Here is a 19,543-nt window from a genome sequence, read left to right on the forward strand (position 1 = left end):
CATATGAAAAAAACATCACTGCTGTTTGCAGCAAGTTCGCTTAGCCTAGGTCTGCTAGGTCTAAGCGGCTGCGGAAATAATTCTAGTGTGGCAACTGTCGCAGATGCAGACGTAAATGAGACAGTTACCTTGCGCTTTGCTTATGCAAGCAACAGCCAGCCGGTAATTGATGCAATGAATGAATTTGGGCGTTTAGTAAAAGAAAAAACAGACGGTTCCGTACAGATCCAGTATTTCCCAGATGGACAACTGGGTGGAGAACGTGAACTAATCGAATTGACACAGTCAGGAGCAGTAGATTTCACAAAAGTAAGTGCCTCAGCGTTGGAAAGTTTCTCTAAAGATTATTCGATTTTTTCAGTTCCTTATCTATTCAATGATGAAGAACATTTCTTTAAGGTGATGGATAATGAAGAAATAATGGAACCAATCTACCAATCGACCAAAAATTTAGGATTTACCGGATTGACCTATTATGATTCTGGTCAGCGCAGCTTTTATATGGTAGACGGTCCGATCCATACGCCGGAAGATTTGAAGGGAAAGAAGATCCGTGTGATGCAAAGTGAAACAGCTATTAAAATGGTCGAGCTTTTAGGTGGTTCGCCAGTCCCTATGGGAAGTGATGAAGTGTACACGTCTCTTCAATCCAATTTGATCAACGGATCAGAAAACAATGAATTTGTCTTGTATACAGCTGGACATGGTGGGGTAGCTAAATACTATTCTTATGATGAGCATACACGTGTGCCCGATATCATCATCATGAATGATGCTATCAAAGAACAGCTAACTGCTGAACAGGAAAAAGCGATTGAAGAAGCAGCAAAAGAATCGACGGTTTTTGAAATCGAAGCTTTTGCCAGAGCAATTGAAGAAGAGAAAGCTTTAGCACAAGAAGAACATGGAGTTCAATTCAATGATGTAGATAATACACCGTTTCGAGAGGCAGTCGCACCGCTTCATGATACATTCAAAAACGATCCTGCCTACAAAGACCTTTATCAAAAGATCCAAGAGCAAGGAGCGTAGCTGTAATGAAAATGATTTTAAATAAGGTGTTAGAGATCCTAGGAGCTGTTTTGCTTGTTGGGATGGTCGCTGTCGTTTTATGGCAAGTATTTTCCAGAACGGTTTTAGGAAATCCGAATACGGTGACAGAAGAGCTTGTCCGATTCGGACTTGTCTGGTTTGCTATGTTGTCTTCTGCGTATGTTGTGGGACAAAAAGCACATCTAGCCGTAACGGTTTTAAGTGAAAAATTATCTGGTAAAAAAAGTAAAATTTTAGAAGTCGTTGTTCAAAGTTTGTTTCTGGTATTTGCTACGATGATCATGGTGTATGGCGGATGGAATGCTGTCACGTTGACAATGGGGCAGATCTCGCCTTCTTTAAGCATTCCGATGGGGTACGTCTATTTGTCAGTACCTGTCTCAGGGATACTCATCATTATCTATAGTCTGATCAATCTAATCGATACATTAAGCAACAAGCCAGCAATTCAAGAAAAAATATAAAAATGGAGGAATAAAATGGCAATAGAAGCCGGATTAGTGTTATTTTTTGCATTTGTCGTGTTGCTTGTATTAGGGATGCCGATTGCTATAAGTATTGCGTTCTCATCAATGATGACTTTATTGTTAGTTATACCGTTTGATGTTTCTGCTTTTAGTTCAGCTCAAAAAATGGTGGGAAGTATCAACAGTTTTTCGCTCATCGCTATTCCGTTTTTCGTTCTTTCAGGTATTATCATGAATAATGGAGGGATAGCCAAGAAACTAGTGGATTTTGCGATGTTGTTCGTCGGACGTGTACCGGGGGCTTTGGCTCATACGAATGTGTTAGGGAATGCTTTATTTGGTTCCATCTCTAGCTCAGCCATTGCCGCTTCTACCGCGATTGGCGGAGTCTTGATCCCTCAGCAAGTGGAAGAAGGATATGACCGGAAGTTTGCGACAGCAGTCAACATCGCGTCAGCTCCGACAGGTATGGTCATTCCTCCAAGTACTGCTTTTATCATGTATTCACTTGTTGCTGGTGGTGCTTCGATTTCTGCTTTGTTTATGGGAGGGTATCTCGTAGGTATTTTTTGGTCATTAGGGATCATGCTAGTAGCATTCATCGTTGCTAAAAAGAATAAATACCCTGTTGTTGAAAAAGGGCAGATGGCTCATGCTGGAAAAATAATAAAAGAGGCGATTCCTAGTCTTCTATTGATTGTCATCATTATCGGTGGTATCTTGACCGGGATATTTACAGCAGTAGAAGCTTCAGCGATAGCTGTCATTTACTCCCTGTTGATTGCTATGTTCTACTATAAGACGGTAAAACTCAAAGATATACCTAATATGTTGTTTCAATCGGTAGCGATGTCAGGGACAATCATGTTCTTATTAGCTACTTCTTCCATGATGTCTTTTGCCATGGCATTTACTGGTATTCCTCAGGCAATCAGTTCGTTGATTATGGGGGTAACGGATAATAAACTAGTTATTCTGCTGTTAGTCAATCTCGTTTTGTTACTTGTGGGGATGTTTATGGATGTAGCGCCTGCTATCTTAATTTTTACACCAATATTTTTACCAATCGTCACAAGTGCAGGGGTTGATCCTGTACATTACGGGTTGTTTTCAATCATGAATCTGTGTGTAGGCTCAATTACACCTCCTGTAGGTACAGGGCTATATGTCGGTGCAAGTGTAGGAGGCGTAAAAGCAGAGGCAATGCTGAAACCACTTCTTCCGTTTTATGGGATTATCCTAGTCGTCTTGTTTTTGATTACCTATTTCCCGCAAATCGTCATGTGGCTACCCAATATGCTGAGTTAGGAGAATAATTATGTTGAACATTACAATTAGAGGACATGATCTTTCCCAAGTCCAAACGATAGAAGATCTTGCAGAAAAAACAAAAGAACAAGGAATCCATACACTGCAGCTCGCCTTAGGTCTTTCGTTTCCTGAAATGTCTTCTGGCGCAAACGAAATCAATTCTGGGATGGGAAATTATGTCAAACGAGTCTTAGAAAAGCAAGAAGTGTCCGTAGGAATTTTAAGCTGCTATATCAATATGATTCATCCAGATTTAACGATACGAGAAGAGTTGCTGACAAAGTTCGAGCAGTATCTTCACTATGCTTCTTCCTTTGGTGCGTCGATGGTTGCTTCGGAAACGGGATGTGTCTTGCCGGAAATTCAATATACGGAAGAAAATTTCACAGATGAAGCATTTGCTGAAGCAGTGTCCGTTATCCGTCGCTTGGTAAAAGCTGGAGAAAAATACCAAATGATGGTGGGGATAGAACCAGGTTTGAATCATCCAGTGTATTCTTTAGCAAGAGTAGAGCAGCTGATCCAAGCAGTGGATTCGGACTATCTAGGAATCATTTTAGATCCGACAAATTTGATTACAAGCACTAATTATCAAGAACAAGTCCAATTGGTAGAAGAAGCTTTTGAGCGTTTTGGTGAAAAGATATGTGCGGTTCATTTGAAAGATTTTCGTGTCGAACAGGAAAAAATCGTGCCGGTAAATTTGGGAGACGGTGTGATCGAGTACACAAAAATCAAAGAAAACATCAAGAAGAACCGTCCGTATCTGTATGTGGTTCTTGAAGAAACAAAAAATGATGGGATTCGTTATGGAAGAAGTCTTCTTGAATAATGTAAAGAAGACATTGATTAACTAATATTTAGAATGGAGGGGGCGGGGCTAGAAGATGTCACGTCTCTTCTTTTTTATAAGAGTATATAAAAGCAGCTCTTTTTGATTACAAAAAACGTGATATAATATAATTGTGCAAAACTGAACAAAGGAGGTGCAGCACATGCTCCAAAAGAAAATAAGCGGTGAGCAAGTCAATACGATGGTTTCTGATCAGTATGAAATCTATCATGTCAAAGATGTCGTCAGCCAAAATAAAACAATCTACCATCACCATGATTTTTATGAAATCCATGCTACATTAAAGGGTGAAGCGACTTTTTATTTGAATGGACGGCAATTTACGATCAAAGCAGGAAGTGTGCTGCTCATCCATTCCAACGATTTGCATCGTATCGTCCGCCAGTCTTCAGATGTATTCGAGCGTGTCTATATCTTTGTTACCCCTTCTTTTCTGGAAAGTCGTTCCACGCCATGGTCTAATCTATCGGCTTGTTTTCAACCAATGGGAGAGAAAAGGAGTCGTGTATTGCAAGTCGAACAGGAAGTATTGAAGCAAAAATTATCATTTATCGACCACCCTCCTGATAAAAAAATTTACGGTGAAGACATAAAATATGAACAAGCTCTAGTAGAATACTTGATTTTTCTCAATCAAGTAGTACAAAAAGAAGAGAGTGCGCAAGAACAGAATGCTGTAGTTCCAAATGAGCGTGTGGAACAAATGTTACAATATATCTCAAAAAATTTATCTCATCCGCTTTCTTTAGAGGAAATGGAGAAGCAATTTTTTGTCAGCAAATACCATATCACCCGAGAATTCAAAAAGTACACTGGATTTACGTTTCATCAGTATGTAATGAAGAAAAAGCTGATCTATGCCAAGCACTTGTTGCGAGAGTACCGTAGTTCTAGTGCTGTATATAGTAAAAGTGGTTTTTCGTCTTATCCACATTTTCTGAAAGCATTCAAGAGAGAGTTTGGTATAACGCCTAAAGAATTTTTGAAACGCGATACGCAAAACCAGCTTATTCATTATGAACATTTTGAAGATGAAAAATGAGAATAACCACTCCCGAATAACCGAAGTAGCTGCTGTTGTTTATATAGAAGCAGAAACTGCGGTTATTTTATTATTCTACTATATCTTTTAAAAAAGTGCGTACATATTATATGAATCAGCTAAATTTACGAAAATCTCTCGGTGATAATCCAGTTTTTGCTTTGAACAAGCGACTAAAGTAAGCAAAATTCTCGATTCCGATTTCTTCGGAAATCATTCGAATAGTAAATTCTGTATACCGAAGAAGGTCTTTAGCGTAAGAGAGTTTTTTGCTGATTAAATAATCAATTGGCGGAGAACCGATGAATTTGGAAAAATCTTTGCTCAGCTGATATTTATTCAGTAAAAATTGCTGTTCTAATTGATCAAGTGTGATCGTTTCTTTGAAGTGTTCGTCCAAGTATTGCTTAAGCTTATAAACGTAAGGGGGAATATCTTCTTCTTCGAAATCCAGTTGATACTTCTGCAAAATCAGTTCATTCAACAGCTCGTGGATAGCTACAGAGGACTGGAAATCGGTACGGGCATTCGCACCTTGCTGCATGTGGATCAATTCTGTGATCAGATGATGGATCTTGTTTTCTGATGGATCGCCTGTCGAATGGAAGGTGTTATGCCCGTCTTTTGTGAACTCTTGATAAAATGATTGGACGCTCTGACCATTCAAATGAATCCAATCCATTTCCCATGGTTCTTCGCTAATCGTTTGATAACGCTGATATTCTTGGCAGTCAATAAAAAAGAGGTCTCCAGCTTTTAGCTGGTGCTGATTATCTTTATATGTAAGCAAGCCTTCGCCAGACAAAGTAAATTTTATCAAATAAGAAGGTAAATATGCTCGTTCAGTATAGTAAGGGACCGGCGCTTTAAAGTAACCGATTTCTTGGATATAAAAAAATAAATTCCTACTTCTTTGCGTAGGTGTCAAGATCACTCTTTTTGAGTCTTCCGACCATGAGTGATTGGCTTTTTCCCAGTAATCCATGTAAACACTCCCAACTTGTCAAGATAATGCAATTATATACCAAAATAGTGTGAAGCAAAATATAAGTTTATGTAATATGATAGCATTGTTAATAAATGATAACGCTTTATTAATGGAGTGTTAATCAACAATAAAGTAAAAGAGGTGGAGAAATGAATCCGACATTTGTTGCCATCGATATCGGTGCGTCAAGCGGACGACTAATGAAAAGTACGAGGAATGATGAAGGTTCTTTAGTCTTGGAAGAAGTACACCGATTCAAGAACGGCTTTCGGAAAAAAGACGGTCATGACCGCTGGAAGATCGATTATCTTATCGAAGAGATTTTGATTGGATTTGAAAAATTAAAGAAAACAGGAATCGAGCGTTGTTTTGCAGGGATCGATACATGGGCAGTCGATTACTGTTTGATTGACGAACAAGGGGAACGGATGAATGATCCGATCGCTTATCGGGACGATCGTACCGATGAAGCAGTAAAACAGTTTTCTGAAATCTATTCTCTAGATAAGTTGTATGAGCAAACAGGGATTCAGATCCAGCCTTTCAATACCTTATTTCAATTGTTTGTCGAAGAAAAAGACCATTTGGCAAAAGCACATAAATTATTATTGATTCCTGATTATTTAGGCTACGTCTTTACTGGCAATATGGTGACGGAGAAAACCAATGCGTCTACTATGCAGCTGCTGAATGCAGGAACAAAAGAGTGGGAAACAGAACTTCTTGAAAAAGTTGGTGTCTCGAAAGAATTATTTCCTCCATTGACAGAGCCGGGAACGATACTAGGAGATTTGCAAAAAGAAAAATTCTCAAAATATGATTTGCCAGATGTGACCTTTATCACAGTAGCAAGTCATGATACGGCGTCAGCTGTATTAGGCACACCAGGGCAAGGAGAACAGTGGGGCTATATCAGCAGCGGGACATGGTCGCTTTTAGGGATGGAAACAAAGATCGCCAATGTTTCTCGCGCCGCTTTTTCTGAGAATTACACGAATGAATGGGGCGCTCATAATACGGTGCGTTTCTTGAAAAACATCATGGGGATGTGGTTGATCCAGGAAGTTGCTCGAATGCAGGAGTACGAATACAGTTACGCGGAATTGGCAGAACTTGCTGCAAAAGAAAAGCCGCTGCAACAAGTGATGGAAATCAATGACCCTCGATTTTTGAATCCTAAAAATATGATAGAAGAGATTCAGCAATACTGTTTTGAAACAGAGCAACCAGTCCCTGTCTCACCGGGAGCTATCGCTCGTTGTGTGTATGATAATCTTGCTCTTTGTTACGCACAAGAGCTGATCAAAGTAGAACACTTGACTGGAACGAAATTGGAAAAACTGCACATCGTAGGGGGCGGATCGAATAATCGCTTACTGAATCAATTGACAGCAGATTATGCCGGAATCATTGTAGAAGCAGGTCCTAGTGAAGCCACAGCAATCGGGAATATTGCCATGCAAATGCTCAGTACAGGTCAGTTTTCGAATATAGAACAAGCAAGAAATGTAATCAAACAGTCGTTTCCATGTGAAACTTTTTACCCAGATGAAAATAAGCAAAACACGAATGAATGGTACGTGAATAAAATCAAAGGAGTAATCGTATGAACACGATTGAAAGAAATTACGAACAAGCAAAAGAAAAATATGCAACTATCGGTGTAGATACAGATGCTGTACTAGAAAAGATGCAGAACATCAAAATTTCTATGCATTGTTGGCAAGGAGACGATGTCAAAGGTTTCTTGACACCGGATGGCGAATTGACTGGTGGAATCATGGCAACAGGAAATTTCCCAGGAGCTGCACGGACACCCGAAGAGCTTAGACAAGATTTGGAGAAGGCATATTCGTTGATACCGGGCAAACATAAATTGAATCTTCATGCTATCTATTTGGACACAGAAGAAGTGGTCGATCTAAATGAAATTGAGCCGAAACATTTTGAAAAATGGGTAGAGTGGGCAAAAAAAGAAGAAATCGGTCTTGATTTCAACCCGACTTTCTTTTCGCATCCAATGATGAAAGACGGCTTTACATTGGCTCATCCAGATAAAGAAGTTCGTGAATACTGGATCGAACACGGGAAAAGAAGCCGTAAAATCGCAGAATACTTTGGAAAAGAAACTGGACAAACATGTATCAATAACTTTTGGGTACCTGATGGGATGAAAGACAATCCAATCGACCGTTTTACCCCACGGAAACGTTTGATGGAATCGCTCGATGAAATTTTTACAGAAGAGCTAGATGAACGGTATGTACAAGATGCAGTAGAAAGCAAACTATTTGGTTTAGGCGCTGAAGCTTATACAGTCGGTTCCCATGAATTTTATATGGGTTATGGGTTGACTCGTGACAAACTTGTTTGTCTAGATGCTGGACATTTTCATCCAACAGAAGTGATTTCCAATAAATTGTCTTCCTTAGCTTTATTCAGCAAAGGAATCATGTTGCACGTTTCTCGTCCAGTTCGTTGGGATTCAGATCATGTCGTTTTGATGGATGATGAATTGCAGGAAATTGCTAAAGAATTAGTCCATAACGAATTATTGGAAAAAACGAATATCGGTCTGGATTTCTTTGATGCAACGATCAATCGTATCGCTGCTTGGGTCATTGGTACGAGAAATACACAAAAAGCATTGATGAAAGCTATGTTGGAACCAGTTGAGCGATTGAAAGAAATGGAGCTGGCTTTTGACTTTACTTCAAGAATGGCTTACACGGAAGAATTGAAAGATTTCCCGTATGCCGATGTATGGAATTATTTCTGTTACAAAAATCAAGTTCCAGTTGGTTTGGATTGGCTGGAAGAAGTCCAAGAATATCAAAAAGACGTGTTGGGATTAAGAAAATAGGAGTGTGGCTATATTGAAAAAAATAGATATTTTACAAGCGCCTTATGTGAAAGAAATGATGGAAACGACATCGAATCTTTATCGCTTGGGTTGGGATGAACGAAATGGCGGGAATATTTCTTATTTACTCAAAGAAGAAGAAATCACACCGTTCTTGGATCCTGAAAAAGTGACCCGTCGCATCTCGATGATTTTTGATGCCAGCCGTTTAGCAGGATGTTATTTTATTGTAACTGGTTCAGGAAGATATTTTAAAAATGTAGCGAGCGAACCTGCCGAAAACCTTGGAATCGTTCGAGTTGCCGAAGATGGCAAAACATTAGAGCTTTTGTGGGGGTTAGAAAATGGCTGCCTTCCTACAAGCGAGTTGCCAAGTCATTTTATGAGTCATATCGCCCGTTTAGAAGTAGACCCAGATAATCGGATCGTTATGCATTGCCATGCTAGCCATTTATTAGCGATGAGCTTTACGCATGAATTAGACGAACGTTCCTTTAGTCGTACGCTGTGGCAAATGTGTACGGAATGTTTAGTTGTTTTTCCAGAAGGGATTTCCATCATTCCGTGGATGGTTCCGGGAACAAATGAGATTGGAGAAGCAACAGCTGAAAAAATGAAAGAAACTCGATTGGTTTTATGGCCGCAACATGGAATCTACGGGTCAGGAAAAGACATGGATGAAGTCTTTGGTTTGATCGAGACAGCAGAAAAGGCAGCAGAAGTCTATACGTACGTCAAAGCGCAAGGACCAATCTTGCAAACAATCACAGATGAGAATTTGTGGCGTTTAGCAGATGCGTTTGGTGTTACTCCGAAAGCAGGTTATTTGGAGGAAGTTCATACGAAAGTAGGGGTCTGACATGGTGAAAAAAGCCTTTTGCATGAAAGTTTACCCAGAAAAACAAGAAGAATACAAAAAAAGACATGATGAACTTTGGCCAGAGATGCGCACAGCACTTCGTGAACATGGGGTCATCGACTATTCGATCTATCTTGATCCGAGTACAAGTTTATTATTTGGTTACTTAGTGGTCGAGGATGAAGAGTTATGGGGAAAAATGGCAAATACACCGATCAATCAAAAATGGTGGAAATACATGGAAGATATCATGGAAACAAATCCAGATGCCTCCCCAGTCAGCCGTGAATTGACACCAGTCTTTGAACTGTAGAAACAAGCAACTGGGCAACCGGTTGCTTGAGATTCTTTCGTTTTCATTGTGAAAAATAACACAAATTAGGAGGAATAGAAAATGAGTAATCGAATGATTTTAAATGAAACATCGTATTTTGGAAAAGGAGCGATTGAGTCAATCGTTCCCGAATTTCAGCAGCGAGGATTCAGCAAAGCAGCTGTCATTACTGATAAAGGATTGATCGAACATGGCATAGCGACAAAAGTAACAAAGCTTTTGGATAATGCAGCAATCGATTATGCTTTATACGACGGGATCGTACCTAACCCAACAATCCAAAATGTAAAAGACGGAGTGGCTTTTGTTAAAGAGGCAGAGGCAGACTGTTTGATCGCAATCGGTGGAGGTTCGCCAATCGATACGGCAAAAGCCATTGGGATTATTTTGACGAATCCAGAGTTTTCAGATGTTATCAGCTTAGAAGGTGTTGCTGATACAAAAAATCCATGTTTACCTATCTTAGCTGTACCAACGACTTCTGGGACAGCAGCAGAGGTAACGATCAACTACGTCATCACAGATGAAGCAAATCACCGAAAATTCGTCTGTGTCGATCCTCATGATATCCCAATCGTTGCGTTCATCGACAGTGACATGATGATGGGAATGCCAAAAAAATTGGCTGCGTCAACAGGGATGGATGCTATGACGCATGCTATCGAAGGGTTGATCACAAAAGGCGCTTGGGAAATGACTGATATGCTGCATTTGAAAGCAATTGAAATCATTGGTCATTCTTTGGAAGCTTCTGTAGAGGGTGATCAAAATGGACGAGAAAAAATGGCATTAGGACAATATATTGCAGGAATGGGCTTCTCAAATGTAGGTTTAGGACTGGTACATGGGATGGCTCATCCGTTAAGTGCATGGTACAACATCCCGCATGGTGTAGCGTGTGCAGCGCTCTTGCCAACGGTCATGAAATATAACAAAGAATATACTGGAGAAAAATACCGTGAAATCGCTCTTGTGCTAGGGATCAAAGGAGCAGCTGAAATGTCTTTAGAAGATGTAAGAGATGCAGCTTGCGGTGAGATCGATCGATTGAGCAAAGCGGTTGGAATCCCAGCGACCATTTCTGAGTTAGGTGTAAAAGAAACGGATATCCCAGCAATTGCAGAAGATGCTTTGCGAGATGTATGTACACCAGGAAATCCAAGAGAAACGACAGTAGAAGAAATCATTGCCTTATATCAAAGCTTGATGTAAAAACGAAGCGGATCTTTAACTTTGAGTTGCCTATAAAGAGAAATAGCAGTTTGTATCCGTTTCTCTCTTTTAAATTGATGATATTTCCGCTATAATTTTTCTTATAAAGAAATAGGAGAATATTATATGGAAAATAAAAAACCTTATGGAACTGTATTGATCAAAGCTTCTAAAATACTAGACTATTTAGCAGAAAATCCAGACATCTCTTTGCAGACAATCGCAAAGGGTGTGGGAATGACTTCTTCTACAGTCTTGAAAATACTAGATACTTTACTGATGATCGGCTATGTAAATAAAAATTCAGAGAAAAATTATCGTTTAGGTGCAAAGCTTATTCGCTACGCGAATAAAAACATTGAACAAATCGATTTGGTAGAACTGACTTTACCATTTTTAGAACAGTTGCAGCAAAAGATCGATGAGACTATCCACTTAGGGGTATTGGACAACAATGAGATTTTGTACGTGAACAAACTAGATCCAAAACATCAAACGATCCGTATGTCTTCAAAAATCGGAATCACCCGACCATTATACAATTCTGCGATGGGTAAAGCCGTATTAGCAGAATTCAGTGAAGAGCAGTACGCTGATTATCTTGAAAAACATCCGTTGATTCCTTACACGGAGTACACGATTACCAATGCCTTGCGTTTGAAAAAGGAAATCCAAACGGTAAAAGAAACCCACGTCGCATTTGACGATGAAGAAATCGAACGTGATATTTTTTGTATAGGAGCCTCAATCGTGAAAAACGAACAAATCATTGGTGCATTTAGTGTAAGTATGCCGAAATATCGTTTGACAGATGAGACAAAAGAACAAATAATCAGTGCCCTCAAGCAAACAAAAAGCGAAATCGAGCAAAGAATTCAAAAATAACGAAAAAAGCGTTTGCATTTTTTCTTTTCTGCCGTATAATATGGGTATAGATTTCCAAGTTATAAAATAAAATTTCTAAATAGGAAATAGGTGGAGAAGATGAAAAAAATTGATATTTTATCTCGATTGAAAAACGCCGGAGTGATTGCGGTGGTACGCGGAAAAAGTAAAGAAGAAGCTTTGAATGCTTGCCACGCAATCATCAAAGGTGGTCTAACTGGTATTGAGTTGACTTTTACAGTCCCTCAAGCGGATCAAGTAATCAAAGAACTTTTGTCATTCTACAAAAATCAACCAGAAATAGTGATTGGCGCAGGTACAGTATTAGACGCTGTCACAGCTCGCTTGGCTATCTTAGCTGGCGCAGAGTATATTGTTAGCCCTTCCTTTGATCAAGAAACGGCAGAGATGTGCAATCTGTATCAAATCCCTTACTTACCAGGATGTATGACGATTACCGAAATCAAAACAGCGCTGAAAAGCGGGGTAGATATCGTCAAACTATTTCCTGGAAGCGCTTATGGACCAAGTATCATTTCTGCCTTCAAGGCACCGATGCCTCAAGTCAATATCATGCCAACTGGTGGAGTGAGTCTGGGCAATATGAAAGAGTGGTTCGATGCGGGTGTCGTAACAGTCGGAGTAGGTGGGAACCTTTTAGCACCTGCAGCTACAGGAGATTTTGACAAAGTAACGGAAGTCGCGCAACAGTATGCAGCAAAAATGAAAGAAATCAAGAGGTAGCTGCTTATGGGAAAAGTAGTGACACTCGGAGAAATCATGTTGCGATTGTCCACAGAACAGGGAACCCGCATCGATTCAAGTGAACGATTCGCTGCCCATTATGGCGGAGGGGAAGCAAACGTAGCAATTTCTTTAGCTAATTACGGACATGACGCGGTTTTTGCTACCAAAGTACCTGATAACGCATTGGGAAAAGCAGTCAAAAAGCACTTGCAATGCTATGGAGTAGATACGAAACAAGTATTATCTGGCGGGCCAAGACTAGGTACTTATTATATGGAAACTGGTAGTGGCGAACGCGCCGCCTCAGTGATCTATGATCGTGCCGGATCAAGCTTTGCTGAAATGGATCATTTGGAATGGTCGCTAGAGGAGTTATTTCAAGGAATAGATATATTTCATGTTTCAGGGATCACCCCAGCTTTGTCTAAAAAATGGCAAAAAATGACGAAACAAGTGATAGAAGTTGCAAAAAAAGCTGGCTGCCTGATTAGCTTCGATATCAATTATCGTGGGAAATTATGGACACAGAAAGAAGCCAGCGAAGTAATCCATCAGCTTTTACCTTTAGTAGATATCTGTTCAGCTGGAAAAATGGATGCTCTTTATTTGTTAGGTATCGAGAAAGCACCAGAAGCAGAAGAACAACCGCTGATTTATTATTATCAAAAAATGCAGGAAAAGTTCCCGAATATTCAGGTGTTTTATTCGACCAAACGTACCGTTCATTCAGCAAGTGAAAATGAATTGAAGGGGACATTGTGGATGAACCATGAATATGTGGAATCGCAAGTCCATAGAATCACCCCAATCGTGGATCGAGTAGGTGGCGGAGATGCTTTTGCAGGTGGCGTGCTCCATGGGATTTTATCCAATATGCCCCCGCAAGAAATCATTGATTTTGCTACGGCAGCTTCTGCCTTGAAGCATACGATCCATGGGGACTGCAACCAATTCAGTCAAGAAGAAGTCGCACAATTTTTAGCATGCGGCTCTGGAAAAATCATTCGATAGAAGGAGTAGAAGAAAATGCAAGAAATGGAAACACGTTATACACACAGTCCAGAAGATATCCGTCATTATTCAACGGAACAATTGAGAAAAGAGTTTTTAGTAGAAAAGGTATTCGAACCAGGAAAAATCAGTTTGACTTATACACACAACGATCGAATGATCTTTGGTGGCGTGACACCTACTGAAAAAGAATTAGAAATCACATTAGACAAAGAACTAGGTGTCGATTACTTCTTAGAACGTCGCGAACTAGGTGTGATCAATATCGGTGGACCAGGATTCATCGAAATCGATGGGCAAAAAGAAGAAATGAAAAAACAAGACGGCTATTATATCGGAAAAGAAACACGACATGTCGTATTTTCTTCTCAAGATGCTGAAAACCCAGCTAAATTCTATATTAGTTCTGTTCCAGCACATCATAAATATCCAAATGTAAAAATCAGTATTGACCAAGTAAAACCAATGGAAACTGGTGAAGGTCTGACATTGAATGAACGTAAAATCTATCAATACATCCATCCAAATGTATGCGAAAGCTGTCAATTACAAATGGGTTATACGATTTTAGAACCAGGAAGTGCTTGGAATACGATGCCTTGTCATACACATGAACGTCGTATGGAAGCTTATGTCTACTTTGATTATGCCAATGAAGATACACGTGTGTTCCACATGATGGGCAAACCAGATGAAACAAAACATTTAGTCGTAGACAATGAACAAGCTATTATTTCACCAAGCTGGTCGATCCATTCAGGTGTAGGTACAAGCAATTACTCATTCATCTGGGCAATGTGCGGAGAAAACATCACCTATACAGACATGGATATGGTGCAAATGGATCAATTAAAATAAGCATAAGGGAGAGAAAATGATGGAATTTAATATGGATATGTTTCGTTTAGATGGAAAAGTAGCATTAGTCACCGGTGCCGTCTATGGTATTGGATTTGAGATTGCACGCTCTTTAGCTACAGCAGGGGCAAAAATCGTATTTAATAACTTGAATCAAGAATCAGTTGATGAAGGTATAGCGCATTATAAAGAAGCGGGCATCGATGCAAAAGGTTATGTCTGCGATGTAACTGATGAAGAAGCGGTTCAAGCGATGGTTCAGCAAATCAAAGAAGATGTAGGTTCAGTTGATATTTTAGTCAATAATGCAGGGATCATCAAACGGACACCGATGATCGAAATGGATGCGGCTGACTTCCGTCAAGTGATCGACGTGGATTTAAATGCTCCATTTATCGTTTCAAAAGCAGTTATTCCAGATATGATCGAAAAAGGCGGCGGTAAAATCATCAATATCTGTTCTATGATGAGTGAATTAGGACGCGAAACGGTCAGTGCTTATGCTGCGGCAAAAGGCGGATTAAAAATGCTAACGAAAAACATCGCTTCTGAATACGGTCAATACAATATCCAATGTAATGGAATTGGACCAGGTTATATTGCTACACCACAAACTGCCCCATTACGCGAAACACAAGAAAACGGTGAACGTCATCCATTCGATCAATTTATCGTTGGACGTACGCCAGCAGCACGTTGGGGCGAGCCAATCGATTTGGCTGGACCATCTGTCTTCTTGGCTTCTAGCGCATCGGATTTCGTTAACGGTCATGTCTTGTATGTAGACGGCGGCATACTTGCCTATATCGGAAAACAACCTTAAACGAGGTTTAGTACACTATTTAGTGGAGAGGTTATGAAATCAGCAGCTTGAACGAATACCGAAGGACAGCTGATTAAATATCATTTATCCAAAAAAAGGAGTATGACGTAAATCAGTCATACTCCTTTTTCTGTGCGTCTTCCATACTTCACTAAGTGGATCCCTCTTGCTTCACACCAATCCTTCACTGGACCGGAAAAGATGAGAGATTGTTGGTGGAGGGACGCGGTATTCGTTGCGCCGACCATGGTATAAAGCAGACGAAGTTCCTCTTGCCATTGTTTCATCAGCATAATGGTTTCTTCCACGCCATGATTCATCAGATGAGTCAATACAGTTCCTGAAGTGCCCACTGCTTTTGCGCCGAGACAAAGGGCTTTAAATATATCATAGGCATTGCGGATACCTCCGGAGGCTAGGATTTCCATAGAAGTGTCTGTTTCATTTGCTTCAAGCAATGAGGCGACTGTCGATTGCCCCCAATCAGCTAGATAATTCAGTTCTCGCTTGGAGCGACGGGCGTTTTCAATCTGGGTGAAACTTGTCCCACTTCGACCGCTGATATCAACTGTATGAACCCCTAAAGAAGCTAAATCATTGATTGTTTCTCTTGTCATGCCAAACCCGACTTCTTTTACGATAAGGGGAACGTCAATGGCTGTTTGAATCTCTTGGATAAGTGCTTTCCAGTTAGTAAAATCACGGTCTCCCTCAGGCATGACCAACTCTTGAGGTGCATTCAAATGAATCTGTAAGGCATCTGCGTGAAACAATCGGATAGCTTCTTGGGCTCTTTCGACAGAAGTTCCTGCACCGATGTTGGCAATGATTTTCCCGTGAGGATATTCTTGTCGCATAATTGTATAAGTATCGGCTAAAGAAGGGTCCTTCAAGGCAGCGCTGACTGAACCAGTGGCAATCATCAAATCTGCTTCTCTTGCGATGATTGCAAGGTCTTGATTGATTTTTTTTGTTTTTTCGCTTCCGCCAGTCATCGCATTGATATAAAACGGGCTGCTTAGTGTAAACCCAGCTGCTTGTGTACTTAGATCGACATCAGCAACTGCTGTTTGCGGCAAAGGGTTATGAATGACCCGTACGAAATCAAATTCATTTTTTTGCTTATCATGAAAGGCTTTAGCTAGTGAAACATGTTCATCTTTTCGATTCATCGGTTTTCCTTTCTTTGATCGCTATAGACATGTAACGGTAGGGGGGTGATTTCTGCTTTTTCCCATGCACTCATTAAAGGAAGGATGCCAGATTTCTGATCAACGATTACGATGCCGCAATCCCCACCACCTGCACCGGAAGACTTTGCAGCCCCTTCATACTGTTCAGCTAAATTACATAATTTATTCAAAGCAGGTGTTTCGATAACAACCCCGGTGATAGCCGATAAATCATGCAGTAATTGTCGGTTTTTTCGAATCATCTGTTGGATCAACGTAACATTATCTTCTTTAAACCCTTTGATCATTTCGTTGACGCATTCTGTACTGTTTTTTAAGAAAAGCTGATAAGCCACCATTTTATCTTCTCTCGAACGGTGAACTTGATCGACCAAATCAGAGGTAGAGGCAGGGCTACCCGTCCAACCAATCAATAAACGTAGATCTTCAGGAGCAATCAATGGCTCAATTGAGAGACCTGGCCAATCCATGGCAAGTAACTGACTGATGGAATGCTGAGTTTCTTGTTCTTGGAGCCAAGGATGGTCGAAGGTCGAGAAGGCGATCCAGCCACCATAACAGCTAGCAGCGATGTCGCCGCAAGAACCATTATCTTGAACTGCTAAATTAGCGAGTGCTGCGATCTTGAAAATCTCTAGCTGAGATAAATTCAATGCGTAAAAAACATTCAAGGCTTTGACCGTTGCAACAGTAACAGCGCCGCTAGAACCTAATCCGTATTTCCGACCATTTGAACTGTCTAGCTCGCTTGTTACTTTCAGATCATAAAAGGATAAAAGAATGTTTTTTTCTTGTGCATACTTTTCAGTCAATCGAATAGCAGCAAGGATATAATGAAAAGGATTTTCCCGAATATCTAAAACTAATTCCCCGTTACGTCTTGTCCAACGTACAGGCATCCCGCTATATTGTGCAGATTGGATACTTCCGACTTTTCGTGCGGACTCTACAGTGACTGTCACGAATTGATCGACTGCAGCGATAACTGCCGGATGACCTGTTTCAACAACTGCATATTCTCCGGCAATATAGAGTTTGCCTGGTGCAGATACTTCAATCATAAAAATCTCCCTTTATTCAATAATCGCAATTCCTGGACCAACGTGGGCAGTAATTACTTGTTCTTTGCTAAATAATTTAGTAAATGTTTCTTGTACCTCAGATAAATGGCTGTTTTCCACTAAAACTTTGACATTAGGGCCAGCATCCATCGTAAAGTAGCATGGAATGCCTTGCTTTCTCAATTGCCGCACCGCATCCATCGCTTTTAAGCTGTCAGGAGACCAGTAAGTGAAAGGTGGTTGGGCAGCTAAAGTCGTTCCGTGCATTTTTAGTCCGTTTCTTTCCATCGTTTCTCCGAGAAGTTGGAAATCTTTTGTTTTGATTGCTTGTTTCAATTGATATAGATCCCCTTCAACGGAATCTAACCAGCCTTGATAAAAACTGGATGTTTCGACTGTCCGACGCATCCCATTTCTGCTAGACACTTCTTTTTTCTGATCGTTGATCAAAATGAAAACCATTGCTAGATCGTCTTCGAAAGAATCAGAAGGGACTGGTTTGGCATAAGAGCTTAAGTCATCATGACCTTTTTCCCATTCGACGAAACCACCAAAAATACTTCGGCAAGCTGAACCAGACCCGCGTCGAGCAAATCTTGAAAGAGAAAGATCGTCTAATCCAAGCTTAAGGGCAGTATTACAAGCGCCTGCTAAAGCAGCTAGCCCGCTAGCAGAGGATGCTAATCCGGCTGCGGTAGGAACGAAATTCTGACTGATTACTGAAGCTTTTAGTGAGATGCCGGCTTCTTTACGAAAAAGGTCAAGAAACTGACTAACTTTTTTTGTTGCTTTTTCGTCTTGCAAGGTGTCATCTAGATAAAATTCATCTGCTATATAGCTATCAGAAAAGATAACTTCTGTTTCGGTATAAAATGCATCCAATGTCAACGAAAGACTGTTGTTCATCGGAAGGATGAGTGCTTCATTTTTCTTACCCCAATATTTGATTAGGGCAATGTTGGTATATGCGCGTGCTTTGCCTTTAAACATAGGTATGTACTCCTAATCCTTGTATCCAAGTTTCAGCCGCACCCACATCTTCAAGTGCTTGACTGATTTCTTGGGCTTTTGTTTTTGTTTGTGCTAATGCAATCATGCAGCCACCGCGTCCGCCGCCAGTTAATTTAGCCCCTAATGCACCGGTATCTTTAGCTGTTTGGATCAGTAAATCAAGGAAATCGTTGCTGATCGTCAGTTTTTCCAGAAGTGATTGTGATTCATCCATTGTTTGAGCTAACATTCCTGGTGAATTTTCAATGATTGCTTGCTTCGCTTGCTTTGTCAAGTATCCTAATTTTTGAATCATTTGTCCAGTTTCATGTGGTTGTCTTTCAAACAGGTGAGCGACATCTTTGACGGCTTCTCTTGTTTGTCCTTTGATTCCTGTATCAGCGACAATCAAAAAAGCATCAATATTCAAAGAAAAATAATCAAAAGGATGCCCTTTTGTAAAATAAATTGGCTGCAAGCTGCTAGTAGCGGCTGCATCGATCCCACTAGGATTACCATGTGCGATTTTTTCCGAAAGTTGTACATTCTCTAATAGTATTTCACGAGACAAAGGGAGTGCTAAGTAATCATAAAAAGCACGAGTGACTGCTGTGGCGACCGCAGCACTTGATCCCATTCCACGTTCAGCAGGAATCGTGCTTTCGATGGTTAGTTGCAAGTTTTTATGGATATCATGCTCTTTTTTTAAATGGATGAATAATTTTTTGATATTTTTTAATGTATGAGGAGCTTCGGCTAAATTTCCTGAATAGTAGGAAGAAACCAATTGATCGTCCATTGCATCCAGCTCTTCAAGGAATGCGGTGACTTTTGTTGCATAAAAAGGAAAGGCAATCGCCGGTTCTCCATAAACAACCGCGTGCTCGCCCATCAAGATAATCTTTCCGCTTGATTCTCCTTGGCCATAGTTTGCCATAATCTAACTCCTTCTCACGTAAAAGTGATTTTTAAGCAAAAAATAAAGCGCCCAAA

20 protein-coding genes are annotated in these 19,543 nt (G+C 40.3%); 15 read left to right on the top strand and 5 right to left on the bottom strand.

Annotated elements, in window-relative coordinates:
- Positions 1–3: 3 nt before the first annotated feature.
- From A5849_RS02420 to A5849_RS02440, 5 genes are all read left to right on the top strand, one after another.
- Positions 4–1,032, top strand: a complete 1,029-nt coding sequence (locus A5849_RS02420) for a TRAP transporter substrate-binding protein (RefSeq protein ID WP_002316606.1) — start codon at positions 4–6, stop codon at positions 1,030–1,032.
- Positions 1,033–1,037: 5 nt separating this feature from the next.
- The gene (locus tag A5849_RS02425) at positions 1,038–1,517 is read left to right on the top strand and encodes a TRAP transporter small permease (protein WP_002309736.1); all 480 of its coding nucleotides are present in this window, start codon (positions 1,038–1,040) and stop codon (positions 1,515–1,517) included.
- Between the two features lie 15 nt (positions 1,518–1,532).
- Positions 1,533–2,828, top strand: coding sequence for a TRAP transporter large permease (locus tag A5849_RS02430; protein WP_002345465.1), 1,296 nt, complete (start codon positions 1,533–1,535; stop codon positions 2,826–2,828).
- Between the two features lie 10 nt (positions 2,829–2,838).
- Positions 2,839–3,663: a sugar phosphate isomerase/epimerase gene (locus A5849_RS02435; RefSeq protein ID WP_002345464.1), complete on the top strand. Its 825-nt coding sequence runs from the start codon at positions 2,839–2,841 to the stop codon at positions 3,661–3,663.
- A 163-nt stretch (positions 3,664–3,826) separates the two neighbouring features.
- Positions 3,827–4,726 (top strand): AraC family transcriptional regulator, encoded by a 900-nt coding sequence (locus A5849_RS02440; protein WP_002309733.1) that lies wholly within the window; start codon positions 3,827–3,829, stop codon positions 4,724–4,726.
- Positions 4,727–4,841: 115 nt separating this feature from the next.
- Here A5849_RS02440 and A5849_RS02445 read toward each other — a convergent pair whose 3' ends face one another.
- Positions 4,842–5,711 carry an AraC family transcriptional regulator gene (locus tag A5849_RS02445; RefSeq protein ID WP_002309732.1) on the bottom strand — a complete coding sequence of 290 codons (870 nt, stop codon included), beginning with the start codon at positions 5,709–5,711 and terminating at the stop codon, positions 4,842–4,844.
- A 152-nt stretch (positions 5,712–5,863) separates the two neighbouring features.
- Here A5849_RS02445 and rhaB point away from each other — a divergent pair, with 152 nt between their 5' ends.
- The 10 genes from rhaB (at position 5,864) to A5849_RS02495 (ending at position 15,306) form a co-directional block, all read left to right on the top strand.
- Positions 5,864–7,324 carry a rhamnulokinase gene (gene rhaB / locus A5849_RS02450; protein WP_002345462.1) on the top strand — a complete coding sequence of 487 codons (1,461 nt, stop codon included), beginning with the start codon at positions 5,864–5,866 and terminating at the stop codon, positions 7,322–7,324.
- A complete protein-coding gene (rhaA, locus tag A5849_RS02455) occupies positions 7,321–8,577 on the top strand; it encodes an L-rhamnose isomerase (RefSeq protein ID WP_086309931.1) in 1,257 nt (418 codons plus the stop codon). Before rhaB ends, rhaA begins: the two co-directional genes overlap by 4 nt.
- A 13-nt stretch (positions 8,578–8,590) precedes the next feature.
- Positions 8,591–9,436, top strand: a complete 846-nt coding sequence (gene rhaD, locus A5849_RS02460; protein WP_002345460.1) for a rhamnulose-1-phosphate aldolase — start codon at positions 8,591–8,593, stop codon at positions 9,434–9,436.
- Between the two features lies 1 nt (position 9,437).
- Complete coding sequence (gene rhaM, locus A5849_RS02465) at positions 9,438–9,749, top strand: L-rhamnose mutarotase (RefSeq protein WP_002293379.1); 312 nt, start codon at positions 9,438–9,440, stop codon at positions 9,747–9,749.
- 81 nt (positions 9,750–9,830) lie between these two features.
- Positions 9,831–10,982 carry a lactaldehyde reductase gene (fucO, locus tag A5849_RS02470; protein ID WP_002312462.1) on the top strand — a complete coding sequence of 384 codons (1,152 nt, stop codon included), beginning with the start codon at positions 9,831–9,833 and terminating at the stop codon, positions 10,980–10,982.
- A gap of 126 nt (positions 10,983–11,108) precedes the next feature.
- Positions 11,109–11,867: an IclR family transcriptional regulator gene (locus A5849_RS02475; protein ID WP_002312464.1), complete on the top strand. Its 759-nt coding sequence runs from the start codon at positions 11,109–11,111 to the stop codon at positions 11,865–11,867.
- A 99-nt stretch (positions 11,868–11,966) separates the two neighbouring features.
- Positions 11,967–12,611, top strand: a complete 645-nt coding sequence (locus tag A5849_RS02480) for a bifunctional 4-hydroxy-2-oxoglutarate aldolase/2-dehydro-3-deoxy-phosphogluconate aldolase (protein ID WP_002347814.1) — start codon at positions 11,967–11,969, stop codon at positions 12,609–12,611.
- 6 nt (positions 12,612–12,617) lie between these two features.
- The gene (locus tag A5849_RS02485) at positions 12,618–13,625 is read left to right on the top strand and encodes a sugar kinase (RefSeq protein ID WP_002309726.1); all 1,008 of its coding nucleotides are present in this window, start codon (positions 12,618–12,620) and stop codon (positions 13,623–13,625) included.
- Between the two features lie 15 nt (positions 13,626–13,640).
- Positions 13,641–14,483, top strand: coding sequence for a 5-dehydro-4-deoxy-D-glucuronate isomerase (gene kduI / locus A5849_RS02490; RefSeq protein WP_002288239.1), 843 nt, complete (start codon positions 13,641–13,643; stop codon positions 14,481–14,483).
- A gap of 19 nt (positions 14,484–14,502) precedes the next feature.
- Positions 14,503–15,306 (top strand): gluconate 5-dehydrogenase, encoded by an 804-nt coding sequence (locus A5849_RS02495; protein ID WP_002320630.1) that lies wholly within the window; start codon positions 14,503–14,505, stop codon positions 15,304–15,306.
- Between the two features lie 116 nt (positions 15,307–15,422).
- Here A5849_RS02495 and fni read toward each other — a convergent pair whose 3' ends face one another.
- The 4 genes from fni to mvk are packed head-to-tail and all read right to left on the bottom strand — an operon-like array spanning position 15,423 to position 19,487.
- Positions 15,423–16,478: a type 2 isopentenyl-diphosphate Delta-isomerase gene (gene fni / locus A5849_RS02500; RefSeq protein ID WP_086309932.1), complete on the bottom strand. Its 1,056-nt coding sequence runs from the start codon at positions 16,476–16,478 to the stop codon at positions 15,423–15,425.
- Entirely contained in the window at positions 16,475–17,560 is a 1,086-nt protein-coding gene (locus A5849_RS02505) for a phosphomevalonate kinase (RefSeq protein WP_002309723.1), read from the bottom strand. Before A5849_RS02505 ends, fni begins: the two co-directional genes overlap by 4 nt.
- Positions 17,561–17,572: 12 nt before the next feature.
- Positions 17,573–18,550 (bottom strand): diphosphomevalonate decarboxylase, encoded by a 978-nt coding sequence (mvaD, locus tag A5849_RS02510; protein ID WP_086309933.1) that lies wholly within the window; start codon positions 18,548–18,550, stop codon positions 17,573–17,575.
- Positions 18,543–19,487 (bottom strand): mevalonate kinase, encoded by a 945-nt coding sequence (gene mvk, locus A5849_RS02515; protein WP_002309722.1) that lies wholly within the window; start codon positions 19,485–19,487, stop codon positions 18,543–18,545. The genes mvaD and mvk overlap by 8 nt, the downstream gene beginning before the upstream one ends.
- Positions 19,488–19,543: the final 56 nt, after the last annotated feature.

It is taken from the genome of Enterococcus sp. 10F3_DIV0382 (genome assembly GCF_002140245.1).
Lineage (GTDB): Bacteria > Bacillota > Bacilli > Lactobacillales > Enterococcaceae > Enterococcus_B > Enterococcus_B lactis.

What these genes read in the sequence shown, in the direction of transcription:
- A5849_RS02420 (WP_002316606.1), top strand. Translation starts at nt 4, where the DNA reads ATGAAAAAAACATCACTGCTGTTTGCAGCAAGTTCGCTTAGCCTAGGT.
- A5849_RS02425 (WP_002309736.1), top strand. Translation starts at nt 1,038, where the DNA reads ATGAAAATGATTTTAAATAAGGTGTTAGAGATCCTAGGAGCTGTTTTG.
- A5849_RS02430 (WP_002345465.1), top strand. Translation starts at nt 1,533, where the DNA reads ATGGCAATAGAAGCCGGATTAGTGTTATTTTTTGCATTTGTCGTGTTG.
- A5849_RS02435 (WP_002345464.1), top strand. Translation starts at nt 2,839, where the DNA reads ATGTTGAACATTACAATTAGAGGACATGATCTTTCCCAAGTCCAAACG.
- A5849_RS02440 (WP_002309733.1), top strand. Translation starts at nt 3,827, where the DNA reads ATGCTCCAAAAGAAAATAAGCGGTGAGCAAGTCAATACGATGGTTTCT.
- A5849_RS02445 (WP_002309732.1), bottom strand. Translation starts at nt 5,711, where the DNA reads ATGGATTACTGGGAAAAAGCCAATCACTCATGGTCGGAAGACTCAAAA.
- rhaB (WP_002345462.1), top strand. Translation starts at nt 5,864, where the DNA reads ATGAATCCGACATTTGTTGCCATCGATATCGGTGCGTCAAGCGGACGA.
- rhaA (WP_086309931.1), top strand. Translation starts at nt 7,321, where the DNA reads ATGAACACGATTGAAAGAAATTACGAACAAGCAAAAGAAAAATATGCA.
- rhaM (WP_002293379.1), top strand. Translation starts at nt 9,438, where the DNA reads ATGGTGAAAAAAGCCTTTTGCATGAAAGTTTACCCAGAAAAACAAGAA.
- fucO (WP_002312462.1), top strand. Translation starts at nt 9,831, where the DNA reads ATGAGTAATCGAATGATTTTAAATGAAACATCGTATTTTGGAAAAGGA.
- A5849_RS02475 (WP_002312464.1), top strand. Translation starts at nt 11,109, where the DNA reads ATGGAAAATAAAAAACCTTATGGAACTGTATTGATCAAAGCTTCTAAA.
- A5849_RS02480 (WP_002347814.1), top strand. Translation starts at nt 11,967, where the DNA reads ATGAAAAAAATTGATATTTTATCTCGATTGAAAAACGCCGGAGTGATT.
- A5849_RS02485 (WP_002309726.1), top strand. Translation starts at nt 12,618, where the DNA reads ATGGGAAAAGTAGTGACACTCGGAGAAATCATGTTGCGATTGTCCACA.
- kduI (WP_002288239.1), top strand. Translation starts at nt 13,641, where the DNA reads ATGCAAGAAATGGAAACACGTTATACACACAGTCCAGAAGATATCCGT.
- A5849_RS02495 (WP_002320630.1), top strand. Translation starts at nt 14,503, where the DNA reads ATGGAATTTAATATGGATATGTTTCGTTTAGATGGAAAAGTAGCATTA.
- fni (WP_086309932.1), bottom strand. Translation starts at nt 16,478, where the DNA reads ATGAATCGAAAAGATGAACATGTTTCACTAGCTAAAGCCTTTCATGAT.
- A5849_RS02505 (WP_002309723.1), bottom strand. Translation starts at nt 17,560, where the DNA reads ATGATTGAAGTATCTGCACCAGGCAAACTCTATATTGCCGGAGAATAT.
- mvaD (WP_086309933.1), bottom strand. Translation starts at nt 18,550, where the DNA reads ATGTTTAAAGGCAAAGCACGCGCATATACCAACATTGCCCTAATCAAA.
- mvk (WP_002309722.1), bottom strand. Translation starts at nt 19,487, where the DNA reads ATGGCAAACTATGGCCAAGGAGAATCAAGCGGAAAGATTATCTTGATG.